The sequence below is a fragment of the Streptomyces sp. NPDC027962 genome, from assembly GCF_055566095.1.
Map to the genome: position 1 here is coordinate 1 of NZ_JBVHTA010000055.1, position 14,763 is coordinate 14,763.

At 71.9% G+C, this 14,763-nt stretch carries 13 protein-coding genes and 1 pseudogene; 5 read left to right on the forward strand and 9 right to left on the reverse strand.

Going from position 1 to position 14,763, the window contains the following annotated elements:
- Positions 1–243: 243 nt before the first annotated feature.
- Together ACZ4SA_RS33230 and ACZ4SA_RS33235 are read right to left on the reverse strand one after the other, a co-directional pair.
- A complete protein-coding gene (locus ACZ4SA_RS33230; protein WP_468281629.1) occupies positions 244–639 on the reverse strand; it encodes a hypothetical protein in 396 nt (131 codons plus the stop codon).
- Between the two features lie 315 nt (positions 640–954).
- On the reverse strand, positions 955–1,584 hold the full coding sequence (locus ACZ4SA_RS33235; protein ID WP_468281630.1) for an anthrone oxygenase family protein: 630 nt from the start codon (positions 1,582–1,584) through the stop codon (positions 955–957).
- A 292-nt stretch (positions 1,585–1,876) separates the two neighbouring features.
- Here ACZ4SA_RS33235 and ACZ4SA_RS33240 point away from each other — a divergent pair, with 292 nt between their 5' ends.
- Positions 1,877–3,283: an MFS transporter gene (locus tag ACZ4SA_RS33240; RefSeq protein WP_468281631.1), complete on the forward strand. Its 1,407-nt coding sequence runs from the start codon at positions 1,877–1,879 to the stop codon at positions 3,281–3,283.
- On the opposite strand, the gene ACZ4SA_RS33245 is transcribed toward ACZ4SA_RS33240, so the two are convergent.
- On the reverse strand, positions 3,276–4,727 hold the full coding sequence (locus tag ACZ4SA_RS33245) for a multicopper oxidase family protein (RefSeq protein WP_468281632.1): 1,452 nt from the start codon (positions 4,725–4,727) through the stop codon (positions 3,276–3,278). The genes ACZ4SA_RS33240 and ACZ4SA_RS33245 overlap by 8 nt on opposite strands.
- Positions 4,728–5,024: 297 nt before the next feature.
- On the opposite strand from ACZ4SA_RS33245, the gene ACZ4SA_RS33250 reads away from it, so the two are divergent.
- The 4 genes from ACZ4SA_RS33250 to ACZ4SA_RS33265 all read left to right on the forward strand — a co-directional run bounded on the left by ACZ4SA_RS33250 (position 5,025) and on the right by ACZ4SA_RS33265 (position 8,584).
- Positions 5,025–6,404 carry a pyridoxal phosphate-dependent decarboxylase family protein gene (locus tag ACZ4SA_RS33250; RefSeq protein ID WP_468281633.1) on the forward strand — a complete coding sequence of 460 codons (1,380 nt, stop codon included), beginning with the start codon at positions 5,025–5,027 and terminating at the stop codon, positions 6,402–6,404.
- A 45-nt stretch (positions 6,405–6,449) separates the two neighbouring features.
- Entirely contained in the window at positions 6,450–7,082 is a 633-nt protein-coding gene (locus ACZ4SA_RS33255; protein WP_468281634.1) for a hypothetical protein, read from the forward strand.
- On the forward strand, positions 7,079–7,717 hold the full coding sequence (locus ACZ4SA_RS33260) for a DUF6875 domain-containing protein (RefSeq protein WP_468281635.1): 639 nt from the start codon (positions 7,079–7,081) through the stop codon (positions 7,715–7,717). Before ACZ4SA_RS33255 ends, ACZ4SA_RS33260 begins: the two co-directional genes overlap by 4 nt.
- A 423-nt stretch (positions 7,718–8,140) precedes the next feature.
- Positions 8,141–8,584 (forward strand): hypothetical protein, encoded by a 444-nt coding sequence (locus ACZ4SA_RS33265; RefSeq protein WP_468281636.1) that lies wholly within the window; start codon positions 8,141–8,143, stop codon positions 8,582–8,584.
- Positions 8,585–8,770: 186 nt separating this feature from the next.
- Here the strand turns inward: ACZ4SA_RS33265 and ACZ4SA_RS33270 are convergent.
- The 6 genes and pseudogenes from ACZ4SA_RS33270 to ACZ4SA_RS33295 form a co-directional block, all read right to left on the reverse strand.
- Positions 8,771–8,943: pseudogene (locus tag ACZ4SA_RS33270) on the reverse strand (alpha/beta hydrolase); the annotation flags it as partial.
- Between the two features lie 76 nt (positions 8,944–9,019).
- The gene (locus ACZ4SA_RS33275) at positions 9,020–10,714 is read right to left on the reverse strand and encodes a nuclease/transposase family protein (protein WP_468281637.1); all 1,695 of its coding nucleotides are present in this window, start codon (positions 10,712–10,714) and stop codon (positions 9,020–9,022) included.
- Positions 10,715–10,768: 54 nt separating this feature from the next.
- Positions 10,769–11,428, reverse strand: coding sequence for an IS607 family transposase (locus tag ACZ4SA_RS33280; protein WP_468281638.1), 660 nt, complete (start codon positions 11,426–11,428; stop codon positions 10,769–10,771).
- A gap of 140 nt (positions 11,429–11,568) precedes the next feature.
- A complete protein-coding gene (locus ACZ4SA_RS33285; protein ID WP_468281639.1) occupies positions 11,569–12,444 on the reverse strand; it encodes an alpha/beta fold hydrolase in 876 nt (291 codons plus the stop codon).
- A 190-nt stretch (positions 12,445–12,634) separates the two neighbouring features.
- Positions 12,635–13,336 (reverse strand): beta/alpha barrel domain-containing protein, encoded by a 702-nt coding sequence (locus ACZ4SA_RS33290; protein ID WP_468281640.1) that lies wholly within the window; start codon positions 13,334–13,336, stop codon positions 12,635–12,637.
- 259 nt (positions 13,337–13,595) lie between these two features.
- Positions 13,596–14,741, reverse strand: coding sequence for an acyl-CoA dehydrogenase family protein (locus ACZ4SA_RS33295; RefSeq protein WP_468281641.1), 1,146 nt, complete (start codon positions 14,739–14,741; stop codon positions 13,596–13,598).
- Positions 14,742–14,763 lie beyond the last annotated feature (22 nt).

Genomic DNA, 14,763 nt, shown 5'->3' on the forward strand with positions numbered 1-14,763 from the left:
TTCCCCCGCCGCTACCTCCCCGAAGGCAGCATGGACAAGATCTACCCCAACAACGATCAGATCGGTCCGGCTACACCACCACAGGGGACATGACCCACCCCTGACCGTTGTCAAGCAGTACATCGAGAACCAGCAGCGCCCCGTCTGACCGTCACCACGGGGGGGCAGAGCCCTCCGGCGCTCCGCGCCTCCGGCCCAAGGACGGCCTCCACCCCCCTCTGAAGGGCGGAGCACTGCGCAAGATCAGAGGTAGATCTCCCACCAGCGGTCTGCCGCAGCACGGGCCAGTTCGGCGTCGTACTGTTCGGCATCGAAGTGAAGCGCCGGCGGCGGCACCTCTGGGTACGGCACCTGCCAGTCGGACCACTCGACCACGCCACCGCTGCGCTGCACGAACACGGACAAGTAGCCGCAGCAGCCGCCGGTACAGTCCGGCTCGCCCAATCCGACACGTTGGCCTTCGCTGGTCGCGGAAAGCGGGCTGGGCCGGTCCGCAGGCAGTGCCCACTTCGCATACGGCCCGCGGCCCCCCTGTCCGAGCGTCTCTTCCACCAGGTCACGCCCGTCGACCCAGAGTCGTAGCTGGGCTGTGTACCGGGGTCCCGGCGGCAGCACGCGCATCGTGAGCCGATTGAACACGAGGCCACCCTACGGTGCGTGCCCGCCCCCTCCTGGCAATCGCCGCACCGGTGACGGGCTCTCCGTCGAATGAGCTCACGGCACTTGCCGGGCCCGAGTGGGCGCACTGCTGCACCCTGTCGGGGCCGAAGGTCAGCGACCGCGGCAGCGACCAGGCGGAGCAGCGTGATCGGATCACCGGCGGCCGCCGCGGCCAACGGCGCCTCTGCCGGGTGCCGTTGACGCCCGTACGGCCGATGAACGGCCCCTGCGCGCAGCGGCCCCAACGCCCGGCGGGGTGACCCGCCGGGGCCGTGTGTTGCGGGCGCGGCGCCGTCAGGCGGTGCGCGGCGCGTGCGGCGGCATCGCGGGCGGGCCTGCGGCCGGGCGGGCAGGGGTCGCGCGGCCGTGGAGTTTCAGGCAGTGGGCCAGGCAGCCCAGGGCCGCCGTGCACAGCAGGGTGCGCATGATGTTGGTGGTCTCCCAGATGCCCTTGAACTTGTCGACGAGGGAGAAGTCGCTCACCTTGGACGGGTCGCCGAGCTGGGCGAGCTCGTTGTTCAGGGGGATGTTGACGGAGAACGTGATGAGCAGCGCCACCAGGTAGAGGGACGCGGCGATCGCGGCCCACAGGGCCGGTGAGCGGCGGCCGCGGCGGTATTCGATGACGGCGGCGGTGGTGGTGGCGATGAACGCGGCGATGAAGACGAGGGCGAACAGGCCGCTGCTGTCGATGAGTTGGTTGAAGTTCTGCATCGCCTCGACGTAGACCCGGTCGGGGGTGCCGGCCAGGCCCGGCATGATCGACACGTCGAAGGTGAAGAACAGCCCGGACATCAGCCCCATGGTGATGGTCGAGAGCACCAGCAGGATGCCGGTCGACCTGCTCGGCGCGGGGGCGGGCGGGGGCGGCACGGGCGCGTACGGGTTCACGGGGCCGTACTGGTGGTACGGGTTGGCAGTCATCGGGGTCGTCCTCACTGTGGTCGTGTCCGACGCTCACGAAGCTCGCGAACGGTGCCGGGCCGATGCGCGCAAGCGTCGGGAGCCTAGGGCGGGGACGGGTGCGCGGGCAGGTTTTACGAGTGGGGCTGGACGCGGTCTCGAGGCGGCAGGGAGCGGCGGGCACGCGCAAAAGGCTGTGCGCCGCAGGCCGGTGGGGGCGGCGGGGGCGAGCGGGTTTCGACGGTTTCTCGAGCGGTCGCTGAGAGCGTGCGCGGGGCGCTGTCCGCGCCGCCATGCTTCGGAGGAGGCCGTCTTGACCGCGCAGCTCTTCGACAAGCCGGCCCGGCCGGCGGCCGCGCCGGCCGGCGGGCCGGGGCGGGCTGGGCGGCCCGCCGCCGCGCTCGCGGTGATCGCCGGATGCAACGCGATGATCCAGCTCGACGACCCGATCGTGAACATCGCGCTGCCCGGCATGCGTGCGGACCTCGGCCTGACGGCCGTGGGCGCCTCGTGGGTGGTCACCGCCTTTTCGCTGGTGTTCGGCGGGCTGCTGCTGCTCGGCGGCCGGGCCGGTGACCTTCTGGGCCGCCGCCGGGTGTTCATGGCCGGGGTGTCGCTGTTCACGGCGGCCGCGGCGCTGCGCGGGGCGGCCTCGTCGGGCGAGATGCTGATCGCGGTGCGGGCGGTGCAGGGTGCGGGCGCCGCGCTGGCCGCCCCCAGCGGTCTGGCGCTGCTGCTGAGCATGTTTCCCCAGGGCCCGTCCCGGACCCGGGCGATCGCGGTGTGCACGGCGGTCGGGGCGCTCAGCACGGCGGGCGGGCTGCTGCTGGCGGGGGCGCTGACCTCGCTCAGATCCTGGCGGTGGGTGGTGTATCTGGATGTGCCTCTGGGGGTGGCGATCGTGGCGGCCGCGCCGTTCGTGCTCGCCGAGACGCCGCGTGCCCGGGGCCGTTTCGATGCGGCCGGGGCTCTGGTGTCGGCGCTGGGGGCGGCGGCGCTGGTGTTCGGGCTCGCGCGGGCCGCGGAACGGCCGCTGGGTGATGTGACGGTGGTGGGCAGTGTGCTGGCGGGGCTGGTGCTGCTGGCGGTGTTCGCGGGGATCGAGCGCCGTGCCCGGCAGCCGATCGTGGCGCCCGCGCTGTTCGCCGACCGGGACCGGCTGCTGGCGTATGCGGCGACGCTGGCGGTTCCGGGCGCTTTGATCGGCACGTACTTCTTCCTCAACCAGTTCTTCCAGGCGGAGCGCGGCTGGCCGGCGCTGGCGGCGGCGTTCGCGCTGCTGCCGCTGCCGGTGACGATGGCGCTGACCGCGAGCGTGTGCCCGCGGCTGCTGGGGCGCTGGGGTGCGCGGCGGATGCTGGCCGTGGGGGCGACTCTGCTGGGGTGCGCCGATGTGTGGCTGGCCGTGGGTGCGCAGGGGCGGTACGCGGTGGCGGTGTTCCCGGCGCTGGTGCTGCTGGGAGCGGGAATGGCGTGCAGTGTGCTGCCGCCGACGGTACTGGCGACCTCGTCGCTGCGGCCCGGTGAGGCGGGGGCCGCGGCGGGTGTGCTGAACGCGGTGCAGAGTGTGGGGGGTTCGGTCGGTCTGGTGACGCTGGTGACGGTTGCCGCGCACGGGGCGGGCATGGCGGGCGGGTTCGCCACGGGCGCGGTGTTCGCGGGGCTGGCGCTGGTGGCCGCCGCCGGGCTGCGGAGGCGGCCGCCGGGCGCCGTCAGCTGATGCGCATCTGGGCCATCATGCCCATCGCGGAGTGGTCGAGCAGGTGGCAGTGGTAGACGTAGGTGCCGCGGTAGGTGTCGAACGTGGCGTGCAGCCGTACGGTCTCGCCGGGCAGCAGCCGCACCGTGTCCTTGAGGCCGGACTCGGAGGCGTCGGGGGCCTGCCCGTTGCGCTCGAGGACCCTGAACTGCACCAGGTGCAGGTGGAAGTTGTGCGGGACGAGGGTGTTGGGGTTGGTGACGGTCCAGATCTCGCCGGCCCCGTGGCGGATGCGGGTGTCGATGCGGTCGTGGTCGAACACCTTGCCGTTGATCAGGCCCTGGGCGCCGGGGGCGCCGCTCTCGTCGCTCATGCGCACGTCGAAGGAGCGCTCGACGCTCGCGGCGGGCAGGGGCGGCAGCGTGCGCAGCACGGACGGGATACGGCTCGGGTCGGGCGCGGTGCGCACCACGTCGAAGCGCAGGACCTGGCCGACCTGTTCGGGGCTGCCGGGTCCCAGGGTGTTCTCCAGGACCAGCCGGGTGCCCACCCGGTAGCGGGAGAAGTCGATGACGATGTCGGCCCGTTCGGCGGGTGAGAGCCACAGCTCGTCGGTGGTCGCCGGGGCGGGCAGCAGGCCGCCGTCGGAGCCGATCTGCGTGAAGGTGCTGCCGTCGGCGAGCCGCAGGCGGAAGAAGCGCAGGTTGGAGGAGTTCAGCAGCCGGAAGCGGTACTTGCGGGCGGCGACCTCGAGGTAGGGGTAGGGCTTGCCGTTGGCGAGGAGGGTGGTGCGGCCCAGTGCGTCGTCCATCTCGTAGACGAGCCGGCCCTCCTCGTCGAAGCGGGCGTCGCGCAGGGCGATGGGGATGTCGTGGGCGCCGGCGGGCAGCGGCAGGGACCGTTCGGTGTCGTCGGTGAGCAGGTAGGAGCCGGACAGGCCGCGGTAGACGTGTTCGGACTCGTGGTGGTGGGCGTGGTCGTGGTACCAGAGTGAGGCGTGCGGCTGCCGGTTGGGGTAGGTGTAGGTGCGGGTGGTGCCGGGGGCGAAGGTGTCCATGGGGGCGCCGTCGTCGCCGGGCGGCACCGAGGCGCCGTGCAGGTGGACGGAGGCCGGGGTGTCGAGGGCGTTGCGGTGGCGGACGACGACCGGCCGGCCGGATCTGGCTTTGATGGTGGGGCCTGGGAAGTGGCCGTTGTAGGTGAGGACCTCGGTGCTGACGCCGGGGAGTATCTCCTTGCGGACACGGCGCAGGGTCAGGGCGTAGGTGTCCTTGCCGCCGCGGGTGGAGACGGGGGCGAGGACGGGCGGCTGGGGCAGCGGAACGGCGAAGCGGGGTGCGTTCGCGGCGCGGGGGCCGGCCTGGGCGCTGCGTGCCTGGAGCAGCGGGGTGAGGGCGGCTGCGGTGAACAGCGAGGCTCCGGTGGTGGCGAGGGCTGCGCCGAGCACGCGACGGCGGGTGACCATGGTCTTCTCCTTGAGGGCAGGGTGCGGGCCCGGTGAGTGCAGCACGGCCGGCTCGCACGGCGCTGGGGCCCGGCGGGCGGGGGTCGCGGGGTGCCCTGCGGGCGGGATGGGCCCGGCGCGCAGGCGGGTGCGGCATCGCGGGGCAGGTGCGGGATGGGCCCGGCATGCGGATGGCCCGGCATGGCGGGATGGGCGCGGCAGGCGTGGCGTTGCGCCGGGGGCGTGGCATTGCGGGGGTGTTGCGCCGCTGTCCGTATACCTGGTGCGTCGGTTGTGCCGCCTGGGAGGACAGTTGTCGTGGATCTTCGTTACTGGCTTCCGCGTGCGGTGGATGTCGTGGAGCGGTTCGGCGAGCGGTTCGGTCCGTTCACGGCCCATCCCAGCCACCAGGTCGACGATGCGGCGTTCGCGCCGGTCTTCGAACGGTTCGCCAAGCGCCTGGACGACAACTATCCGTTCTTCCACCCCGTCTACGCGGGCCAGATGGTCAAGCCGCCGCATCCGGCGGCCGTGGTCGGCTATGCGACGGCGATGCTGTTCAACCCCAACAACCACGCCGCGGAGGGCGGTCCGGCGACCACCGAGATGGAACGGGAGTGCGTCGCCGCGCTCGGGGCGATGTTCGGTCTGGTGCGGCCGCTGGGCCATCTGACGACCAGCGGCACGATGGCGAACCTGGAGGCGCTGTATGTGGCGCGCCAGTCCCATCCGGGGAGGGGTGTGGCCTACAGCTCCGAGAGCCATTACACGCACGAGCGGATGTGCCATGTGCTGGGCATGGAGGGCCACCGGGTGCCGGCCGACGGCGAGGGCCGGATCGAACTCGAGGCGCTGGAGCGGCTGCTGGCGACGGGCCGGGTCGGCACGGTGGTGGTGACGCTGGGGACGACGGGCCTGGGCGCGGTCGACGCGGTGCACGAGGTGCTGCCGATGGCGCGCCGCCACGGGGCCCGGGTCCATGTGGACGCGGCCTACGGCGGCTTCTACGCGCTGCTGGGCCGCTCCGAGCGGCCGGAGGGCCTGGACGTACGGCCGTGGCGGGCGGTGGCCGAGTGCGACTCGGTGGTGGTCGACCCGCACAAGCACGGGCTGCAGCCGTACGGCTGCGGGGCGGTGCTGTTCAACGATCCGGGGGCCGGGCGGCATTTCGCGCACGACTCCCCCTATACCTACTTCACGCAGGCCGAGCAGCACCTGGGCGAGATCAGTCTGGAGTGCTCGCGGGCGGGAGCGGCGGCGGCGGGTCTGTGGCTGACGCTGCAGCTGCTGCCGCTGAGCCGGGACGGTTTCGGCGAGATGCTCGCCGCGAGCCGCCGCGCCGCGCTCGGCTGGGCCGATCTGCTGGACGCCTCCGAGGTGCTGGAGCTGTACCAGCGGCCGGACCTCGACATCGTCACGTATCTGCCCGCGGTGCGGCCCATGTCGCTTGCGGCCGCCGACGCGGCCTGCGAGCGGATGCTGCACGAGGGCATGTACGCGGCCGAGGATCCGGTGTTCCTGAGCGTGCTGCGCGCGGACGCCGACGCGTTCGCCCGGCGTCTGCCCCATGTGGTGCGGGACGCCGGTGCGGCACGGGTGATGCGCAGTGTTCTGATCAAGCCGGAGGCCGAGCTCCATCTCGACCGGCTCCACGCCAGGGTGGAGCAGTTGGCCGCCCTGGCCGCCGGGGGGCAGTAGTCGGGTCCCGGGGCGCGGACGGCCGGCGCCGTTCTTTTTGGAGGGATGGGTCCCTTGTCCTCGTTCACAGTCCCGGCGGCGCCCGGCATCGGCCGGTCCGCGTCGCGGGCCGAGACCGATGTGCTGGCCGCTTTGCTGGCCGATGCCTTCTTCGACGATCCGCTGACCCGCTGGATCACTCCCGACGACACGCGGCGGGCGCAGCTGCTGCCCGGTTTCTTCAAGGTGGTGCTCTCCATGTCGTTCGCGTTCGACGCGGTGCGCACCACGGCCGCCTTGGACGCGGTGCTGACCTTCCTGCCGCCCGGCGGCTTTGAGGAGACCGAGCGGCAGGGCGAGCGTTACGCACGGCAGTTCGAACAGGTGCTGGGCGAGGACGCGGCCCGGCTGGCCGCGATCGGCGCCGCGCAGGCCGAGCGCCATCCGGTGGACCGGCCGCACTACTACCTGGCGTTCGGCGCGGTGTGCGGCCCGGCGCGCGGCGCGGGTGTGATGGCGGCCCTGGTGGGCGAGATGACCGCGCTCGCCGACGAGCAGGGCGTGGGTACGTATGCGGAGGCCAGCTCTCCCGGTGGTGAGAAGTCGTGCCTGCGGCACGGCTTCACGCCCTTCGGGGATCCGATCGCCTTACCGGGCAAGGGGCCCTCACTGCGCCCGCTGTGGAGGGATCCACGGTGAGGGGCGACGAGACGCTGCGGATCTTCTCGGCCGACGAGGTGGAGCGCGGGCAAGTACCCGACGGGCAGGCGGGGCCGCTGCGGCGGGTGCTGGAGTGGAGCCGTGAGTTCCTGGTGAGCGGCCATCCGCTGCTGGGCCGCAGCGGGCCGGTGTGCCCGTACACGCAGCCGTCGCTGCGCCGCGAGCTGTTCCTGCTGGCGGTGCCCGCGGCGGGCGGTGCGGCGGATCTGGCGGACGCGGTGGCGCATCTGCGGGTCTGGTACGAGAAGTTGTCGGTGGATCTGGAGGCGGAGGACCGGGAGCTGCTGACTCTGCTGATGGTCCTGCCTCACCTGGATGCACAGGACTCGGCGCCGCTGGATGCTCTGCAGCGGGCGGCCAAGGACGAGTTCGTCGCCGAGGGGCTGATGATCGGCCAGTTCCATCCGGTGTGTGCGGAGCCGGGCCTGTGGAACGAGGAGTTCCGGCCGTTGCGTTCGCCGGTTCCACTGCTGGCGGTGCGCCGGCTGCTGGTGTTCGATCTGCCGTTCCTGGTGAACACCGACCGTCATCTGGCGCACTACCTGCGGCAGTTCGCGCCGGGGATCCCGGCGCGGATGCGGGATCAGCTGGTGAGCCGGATCGCGTCGTCCTGACCGGCCCCCACGGCGGTGGCCCCTCCTTCGGGCTTCCGGCCTGTGCCGGCCATTCAGAAGGCCCCACCGCCTGGGCGGTGGGGCCGCCTGTGTGTACGGGCCGGCGAGCGCAGGTACGGTCCTGGTGTCGGGTCTGAACCGGAGCCGGGTATGCGTCTCTGCCGCATGACCACACCGGCGCGCGCATCAAGAGGTGTGTGTCACCGGAGCACGAACGACGTGAGTGTCAGTGCAGACGAATCGTTCGCCTTCTCTCCTTTCCTTTTTAGACCAGGAGCGCCCGGAACCGTCCGTGTACGACGGTCCGGCCCCGGGACGGCACGGCACGGGTTCACAGGGGATTCTCATGCTGTTCCCACATTCGGCACAGCCTGGCGCCCCATCCTCGATCACGTCACAGATTCCGGACCGGAGGAGTGTTCGATGGCGACCAAGAGAGCCCGAGTGGGTCTTGCCCTCGCAGGAGTCGCGAGCGTGGGGTTGTTGTTCCCGGCCGTGGCCCTGGCGGAGGACAGCGGCCCGGCAACCGTGACGGGGCCGACCGCGTCTTCCGGTGGCAAGGGGGATCAACGGGAGGACCGCCGCGAGCGCGGGCAGGACCGCCTGGAGAAGCGGCAGGACGAACTGGCCGCCGCCCTTGCGAAGGAACTGGGCGTGTCCGAGGACAAGGTGAAGACCGCGCTGGAGAAGGTCCGGAGCGAGAAGCAGCAGGAGCGCAAGACGGAGCGCGAGAAGCGGTTGTCGGAGCGTCTCAAGAAGGCGGTGTCCGAGGGGAAGCTCACCCAGGAGCAGGCCGACGCCATCCTCATGGCGGCGGAGAACGGTGTCCTGCTCGGGGACGGCAGGCCCGGTCACGCCCGCCCCTGAGGCACCGGCCGTCCCGGGGGCCGCGCCGACGGGACGGCCGCCCGACGCCGGCCGGCAACCCCGATGAGCTGAGGGGCTTTCGCCCCCGCGGGGGCCGGCGCCGCCCGTCCCGGCCCTCCGCCGCGCCGGCGGTCAGGGGCGGGGCGCCTGCGGCGGATGCCTTGCCCGCGGTGGCGGGCCGGGGCCCGGTGTCCCGTCCCAGGCCGCGAGATCCGCCCAGTCCCGGTCGACATTGCGGTAGCGGTTGAGCGGCCCGGTCGGGCCCCCGCGCTCGAACTCGCCCGCGTAGAAGTCGAGGTCCTCCTCGGTCAGCCGGGAGGGCAGCGGGCCGCGGGAAAGCGGTCGGACAGCCGCCCTCCCCGGGCGGTCACAGGCTCTCGGCACTGGCCGGCGGCCGGCCGTCCTCGTCCGTCCATACGGAGGATGTCACCGTTCCTAAGCGAGTTGGCCAGTGCTGGCCGCATCGCATGATTTCGGACTGGTAGTCCGGTGATCCTCCGAACGGTCTTGAGGATCTGGGAACAGCGCGAGCTGGTCACCTTGGCCCCAGCAGGTCTTACCGCCCTGGTTGGGTGCGCCTGTGGTCCGGGGTGGGCTCGCGGTCCCGCGTGGCCTGGGAACGAATACGGCCTGGCCGGTAGCTCTCCGCGCCGCGATCCTCTGGTCGCGGGCGGTCACACCTGGCCGACGCCGAATCCTGTGGCCCAGGCCACGTCTGCCGATCGCCACAGCGGCACCGTGGTGCCGAGTGACGCTGGTCCTGGTCTGCTGCTGGACCGGGGCTTTCCAGTACCTCTCGCCCCAGATGCTGGTGTATGCCGGGTCGACTGCGATGACGAGGAGTCCGGCGTGGAAGGCCATGTTGCGCAGTCGTTCGCGGAAGCGTGCGGTGGGGATTGCGGCGACGGTGCGGCGAAAGGTCCTGCCGCGCTTGCCGCGCCCCATCGTCTCGCGGCCGGCCGCACGGGCGTCGTCGAAGCCCAGGTTTTCGATCGCGATGCCGGCGCAGTCGTTGGCGCGGGCGATGACCAGGAGTTGACTGATCGCGGCCCGCAACCTGCCGTCGCGTTGGGAGGCGGGACCGGTCATCTCCAGTGGCACGGTGATCGGCTCGCCGACCGGGTTGCCGTACGGATCGAGGACGTAGGCGGCCAAGTGGTCGGCGTTGAGGTCCACACCGAGCATGCGTGCACCCAACGCGGCGATCTCGTCCGGGGCGGGGAGGGCAGCGGTGTCAGCCGACCAGGAGGCATCGAGGTACCAGCGTCCGCGAACGGGATCGTGGGTGATGTCGTAGCGCACCGCCCGGTTCGCGCTCACGCGGTCCAGCCACTCGCCGCGGCGGTGGGAGAAGGCCACGGTGCAGGCGAGCCGGTAGCGGCCCCTGGGGGCGTTCGCGAGATGTCGCAGCGGTTCGGGCAGCAGGATCGACACCGAGTCATCGGACGGGTCGACGGTGATCGTGTAGTTGCCGTGCGGTGCGCTGGACTCACCATCGGCGGTGAGGAACAGCCTGTTGGCGTCCCACTGCTGCCGCCACTGCTGCTCGCTGAGTCTGGCGTCAGCAAGATGGTGGCGGGTCTTCGCCAGCCTCCGGCCGCCGACCACGACAGCGGGGCGGCCTTCCTCGATGCGCTGCTCGACGGCGGTCAGGCGTGCGGTCAGCACCTGCAACCGGCGCTGCTTCTGGGCGCGTTCGTGTCGGTCCGGATAGCCGCGCACCTTGCCTTTACGCTGCCCGCACGGCACCGCGAGACGCTTGCCGATCTTCCGGAGGGCACGGCGCAGAGCAGTCCGCTCGTCGAACAGGCAGCGCAAGGAGAGCTTGTACTGGTCTTCGGATACGCGGGTGATGGCACCGGCCCACCGGGAAGACGAGTGCTTCGTCAGCCCCCGCTTACGCTCCGCCCGCTGGGTCTTGTTGGCCTTGACGTTCCCGATCCGCACCCGCTCCGCCAGATCAGCGCGGGCATGGTGGCCCAGGTGGTCGCCGACGGCCCGCAGAACCTTCTCATCGGCGGGTGCCAGGCGCAGACGGTCACGGATACGGGCACCTGTGGGTGCCGCGACGGTGAAAGGGGCAGCCAGGATACGCAGCTTGCGCCTGTTCTTCGTGCGCTTGGCGGTCACTGGCCAGCCTCCTCTCAACTCGCTAACGCGACACTATATATGTCCAATCCTGGCCTACAAATCGCCTTCGCCGACTGTGGTTTTGACCGCCCGTGTCAACGCCCGCGCCTTCGCCGAGCGGGATCCGTACAGGCGGCCGGAGAAGCTGGTGACGACCGCGAGCATGTCCCGCACCAGATCCCCGTCTCCCGTCTCGTCCAGCTCCTCATCTCCACCGGTGATCTCCAACCGGCACCCCCACGACGGCAACACCACCTCCGCCAGCATCGCCGTGCCGAACCGGGCCAGCCGCTCGTCATGCGTCACCAGCAGCACGGTCACGGACTCGTCCTGACATGCCCGCAGCGCACGCCGCAGCCCCCTGCGTTTGTCCGACAGCCCAGAGGCAACGTCGGTGAACTCTCCCACCACGATCCGGTCCCCGGCAGCCTGCCGCAGCCGGGCCATCTGCCGGTCCAGGTCACCCTCAGCCCGCTGCCGGTGCGAGGACACCCGCCCGTAGAGCACCACGCCGCCGGCCGGCGGCGGCGCAGGACGGCCCCGGCGCCGGGACAGCGCATCCAGGTCCCCGACACGGAAGACCCGCCGCCCGCCAGGCGAACGCCGGTCCTCCAACACACCTTCGAAGGTGTAACGCCGCAGCGTCCGCGTCGACACCCCAAGCCGCTTCGCGGCCCTACCCGTCGAGATCCAATCGTCAGCCATCTCACTCATGTGGGGGACCCTATGACCCACCGTGGCCTACAACCGAATCAACAGTTGCCTACCCGATCCGGACAGTGGCGCAGCTGAACGTCTTGTCCTGGATCAATGCCGGAGTGAGGGCCGGGACCGCTGTTGTGTACGGCGGCGGTTCAGCGGTGCAGGCATTCCTCGAGGAAGGCGAGGGCGCGCAGGTGGTAGGGGCGGGCGGCCCAGCCGAGGCTGATGTTGTGGCCGGCCGCGTCCTGGCGGTCGACGCGGACGCGGGGTGAGGCGGTGAGGCGGGCGGCCATGGCCGTGAGGGAGGCGTCGTCGGTGTGCCACCACTGCTCGTGTTCGGCGAAGGTGAGGCGCACGGGCACCCGGACGCGGCCGGCCAGCTGCCGGTAGCGCAGCGGCCAGGGCGGGCCGGGGTCGTGTTCCTCGCGGTGGGGGGTGGCGGCCATCAGGCCGCGGGCGGCACGGAAGGTGCCGGGCGGGTAGAGGCCCAGCGGGCCCCAGTTGAGGCCGGCTGCACCGCCGCCGAGGGTGGCGGGGAAGTGGCGGGCGGCGGGGGCGTACTGCTCGCCGAGGCCGTTGATGTCCAGGCCGATGAGGGTGCTCTCGGTGTCGTCGGCCGCGGCGTGCAGGGCGAGTTTGCCGCCGTAGGAGTGGGCGACGAGGAAGAACCCGGCTCCGGTGGGGTGTTCGCGGGCGAACGCGGCCAGCGCCCGGTGGAGGGTCTGCGACTGTGCGGCGAGCGGCTGGCCGTCGGGCAGGCGGTCGGCCAGGCGGCCGTAGCCGGGGCGGTCGAGGGCGAGGACGGGGTGGCCGAGGCGGGCGGCGAGGGTGAGCAGGGACAGGTCCCGGTGGGCGGGGGCGTGGAAGTAGCGGGCCTGCATGCCGAGTCCGTGGACGGCGACGACGACGGCGCGCGGCGGCCCGGCGGCCCCGGCGGGTGTTGCGTAGAGGGCGGACAGCGGCAGGGAGCCGGCCTGGAGAGTGATTTCCTCGATCCGCACCCCGTCGTCGTCCTGCTCGCGGGCCACTCCTGGGGGGTCCGCTCCCCTGTCGGCGGGGGATGTCAGGTGTGCGGGCGGCGGTGCGGCCGCCGGGCCTGTTCCGTCCGGATGCCAGGTGGCGCCCCCGGCGCCGCGCGCCGCCGCGTCCGGGCCCGAGTCCGGCCGGGCGGGCGGGACGGGCGCGGACGCGGCGGGTGCACGGGCGGCGGGCGGTGGTTCAGGCGGCCGGAGCATGGCGGGCGGCGCTGCTGGTGGTGGGCCAGTCGTGCAGGTCGGCGGCGCGCAGCAGGGCGGTGGCGATCAGCAGCCCCTTGTAGCCGGCGGACAGCAGCCGGGCGGCGGTCTGCGGGGTGTCGATGGCGCTGGCGCTGACCGGGCAGGGGGTGCCGGCGGCGGTCACGGCGGGCAGCAGGGTGAGGCTGCGGTTGATGTCGCCGGCGTCCTGTTCGCGGGCCTTGATGTCCTTGTTGTTGACGGCGATCACGCATTCGTCGGCGTGCGGGACGTGTCCGAGTTCGCCCTCGCCGGTGATCTCGACGAACGGGGTCAGGCCGGTGCGCAGGGCGGCGGTGACCAGGGTGCGCATGCTGGAGGCGGGCAGCAGGGCCGCGGTGAGCAGCACTGCGGAGGCGCCGAGCGTTTTCGCGGTCTCGAGCTGGTCGCGGCGGGTGATGAAGTCCTTCTGGAGCAGCGGGAGTTCGGTGAGGCGGGCGACGTCCCGCAGCAGGTCGGGGGTGCCGCCGAACCAGCGTCCGGTCACCACCGAGATGCAGGGGGCGCCGGCGGCCTCGTAGCCGGCGACGATGTCGGCGGGGGTGCGGCCGGACATGAGGTCGATGCCGTGTGCGTCACGCCGTTTGACCTCCATGACCAAGGGGCGTTCGGCGCTCAGCAGGGCTTCGATGAAGCGGGACGACATGGGTGCTCCTTCGCGTGCGGATGGTGCTGTGCGGTGGCCCGCCGGGACGGCAGGGTGGACCGGCCGGCCGGAGCGGGGGCGCAGCGCCGGTGGAGCGGGCCGCGCCGCCGCCGGGGCGGCGGCCGGCTCGTGCGGTGGTGGTCCGGCCGGGCCGCCGGGTGCGCCGCGGTGCGGCGCACCCGCCTCCGGCGGCTGTCGGTGCGGTGGCGTGCGGGGCCGTGGCCCCCCACGTCGTGTGCACCGGTGCGGGTGCCGAGTTTCATACGCCGAGGCCCAGCATCGAGGCGATGCGGTTGTACTGGATCTCGTTGGTGCCCGAGTAGATCGTGCCGCCGACCGCGTTGCGGACGTCCTGCTCGAGGCCGTACTCGGACATGTAGCCGTGGCCGCCGAAGATCTGTACGGCGGTCAGGGAACTGGCCACGTTGGCCTGGCTGGTGAGGAGTTTGGCGATGGCCAGGTCCGTGGTGACGTTCTCGCCGTCGGCGAGGCGCTGCGCGGTGTCGTACAGCCATTTGCGTGCTGTTTCCAGCCCGATCTTGGCGTCGACGATCTTGTTGGCGACGGACTGGTAGGAGCCGATCGGTTTGCCGAAGGACCGGCGGGTCTTGGCGTAGGCGAGGCAGCGGTCCAGCCGGTGCTGCATCTCGCCGGCGTTGACGACGAAGGAGAGGAGGATCTCCCGTTTCATGACGTGGTCGAGGACGATGAACCCGCCGCCGACCCGGCCCAGGACCCGCTCCTTGGTGATGCGGCAGCCGTCGAAGTACAGCTCGCTGAGCGGCGAGGTCCGCAGGCCCATTTTCTTGATCGGTTTGCCTACGGTCAGGCCGGGGGTGTCGCGGTCCACGAGGAACGCGGTGACCCCGAGCGGTCCGCCGTCGGGCCGGGTGCGCGCGTAGACGACGATCACGTCGGCGACGGGTCCGTTGCTGACGAACGTCTTGCTGCCGGTGAGGACGAAGTGGTCGCCGTCGCGTTCGGCGCGTGTGGTCATCGCCATGGCGTCGGAGCCGCCTTCGGACTCGGTGATGGCGTGCGCGCCGATCGCTTCGCCGGAGCAGATCTGCGGCAGGTACCTCTCTTTCTGTTCGGGGGTTCCGAACCGGGTGAGGGGGATGCCGGTGCTGGCCAGGGTGGTGGTGACGGAGAAGTTCAGGCCGGCGTCGCGGCAGTGCTCCCCGAGGCCTTCCAGGACGTACATGGTGGTGAGGAGGGACTGGCCGAGGCCGCCGTGGTCCTCCTCGAAGGGCAGGGCGAGGATGCCGGTCTTCTGGATCAGCTTCCATTTGTCCCAGGAGAACGTGGCCTGCTCGTCCCGTTCTATGTGGTCGGCGCTGAGCGCCTCACCCCACCGTGCCAGGCCTTCGCGGAGCTCGGCCTGTTCGGTGTTCCATCGGATCACTTCGGACCGCCTTCACGGTGTG